The organism is Microcoleus sp. Pol7_B2 (assembly GCF_036701035.1).
In the GTDB taxonomy this organism is placed as follows: domain Bacteria; phylum Cyanobacteriota; class Cyanobacteriia; order Cyanobacteriales; family Microcoleaceae; genus Microcoleus.
Window position 1 is genome coordinate 1 of sequence record NZ_JAUBQB010000180.1, and the last position, 1,868, is coordinate 1,868.

Below are 1,868 nucleotides of genomic sequence, written 5' to 3' on the forward strand. Positions count from 1 at the left end.
CAAATTCAGAAAATCGAGAGAAGTAATAGTATTATCAGCCCCAAAAACCTGAGCTAAAACCTCGCCTGTGGCAGCAACTTGCAGCAGTGTGCCCTTCGCCGTCGAGTTAATTTGCAAAGCCTCAAAACTCAAGCCACCAGCCAGGACAAACTTATCAGTTCCTACGGAAAAATTGAGCACAGTATCAATACCACTATTAGCGCTTAACACAAAGTGATCATTCCCCACACCCCCAATCAAAGTATCATCTCCGCCATCACCAAACAGCCAGTCATCTCCTGCACCCCCATTGAGAATATCGCTATCTTTCCCTCCGTAAATAGTGTCATTTCCCGAGTCACCGTTGAGAGTATCTTGACCTTCATTGCCGTATAACAGGTCATCGCCACTACCACCATTAATACAGTCTTGCTGACCCTCAGGGCCGACAGCGCCTCGCAGATTTTCCCCACGATCGCCACTAATGGTATCGTTACCTTCATCGCCGCACAAAATATCGCTGCCCGAGTCGCCGTACATCAAGTCGTTGCCCGCATCTGCCTGTACCAAGTCGTCATCCTTGCCGCCACGAAGGGTATCGTTACCAAAACCCCCACTCAAAGAATCGGAACTCTCACCGCCGCCCTGAAAGTCATTTCCATCTCCCCCAAATAGCAAGTCGCGGCCGTTGGCATCCCACACTAACTCGTTTTGCAAGCCGCCATAAAGCGAATCGTCCCCCTCATCCCCGACCATGGTGTCGGAACCGAGTTCGCCCCAAATCCTGTCGTGATCTTTGCCACCGTAAACTAAGTCATTACCTTTGCCGCCAAAAATGCTATCGTTACCGCTGCCACCGCCGATGATATCGCCGGTGTCGTTACCGAAAATTAAGTCGCCTTCCTCCGTGGCAACTGTATTGGCTGGTTGAGTGCCGTAGTCGCCGATTATGGTGTCGGAACCTAGATTGCCGTAGAGAGTATCCGAGTCTGTTTCGCCGAAAATGCGATCGTTGCCTTTGCCTGCAAACACCACATCCGGGCCGTTGCCACCTCGCAAGGTATCGTCTTGTTCTTCGCCGTTAAGTAGGTCGTTGCCATCGCCTCCCAATAGCAAATCGAAGCCGTCGGGGTCGCTATCGAGGGAGTTGAGGACGCCACCAAACACCGAGTCATCTCCGTTGTCGCCGGAAAGGGTATCGGGGCCTTTGTCACCCCAAATCAGGTCGTTGTCGATACCACCGTAAGCGATGTCAGGGCCTTTGCCGGAGTAAACGGTGTCTGAACCTTGATTGCCTGAAATGGCGTCGCCTGAAGACCCGCCGAAAATCAGGTCGCCGTCGTTACCAGTCAAGTCGATGTTGTTGCCGTTGTCGCCGACTATGCTGTCGGCACCGCGATCGCCGTACAATGTGTCTGCATTGCGATCGCCAGAAATGCGATCGTCTTGTTTGCCGCCAAATACGGCATCGGTTTGTTTGCCGCCGTAAACGATGTCGTTGTCCTTACCTGCTGCGATGAAGTCTCGCTGTTGGTCGCCGAAAGCGATATCGCTGCCTGCTTCACCTAACACTGTGTCGTCGCCACCTTGGGAAAGAAATAGTTGGTTGGTTTCGTTTCCTGTTAAGGAATCGTTTCCGGAAGTGCCGATGCTGGTGTTTTGGATGTCGATGAGTTGGGCGGCGTTTGAGTCGAAGTTAAGTATTTGCTCTGGCTGGGGTTGGATAAATGTGAGCGGGGGCAGCAAGGGTAAGGGGTCGCAACCGCAACTGGTATCGGGTTCGGGTACTGGGTTGAATATGGGGGTTGGTTCTGGCGTCGGTGTTGGTTGTTCGGGGGCGGGTGTTGGTGGTGTTGGTGTTGGCGCCGGTGTTGGTGGTGTTGGTGTTG

1 protein-coding gene is annotated in these 1,868 nt (G+C 52.9%); it reads right to left on the reverse strand.

Annotated elements, in window-relative coordinates; translation table 11 throughout:
* Positions 1–1,868, reverse strand: a 1,868-nt coding sequence (locus QUA57_RS28400) for a calcium-binding protein (RefSeq protein ID WP_333251555.1), incomplete at both ends; no start/stop codon positions are given.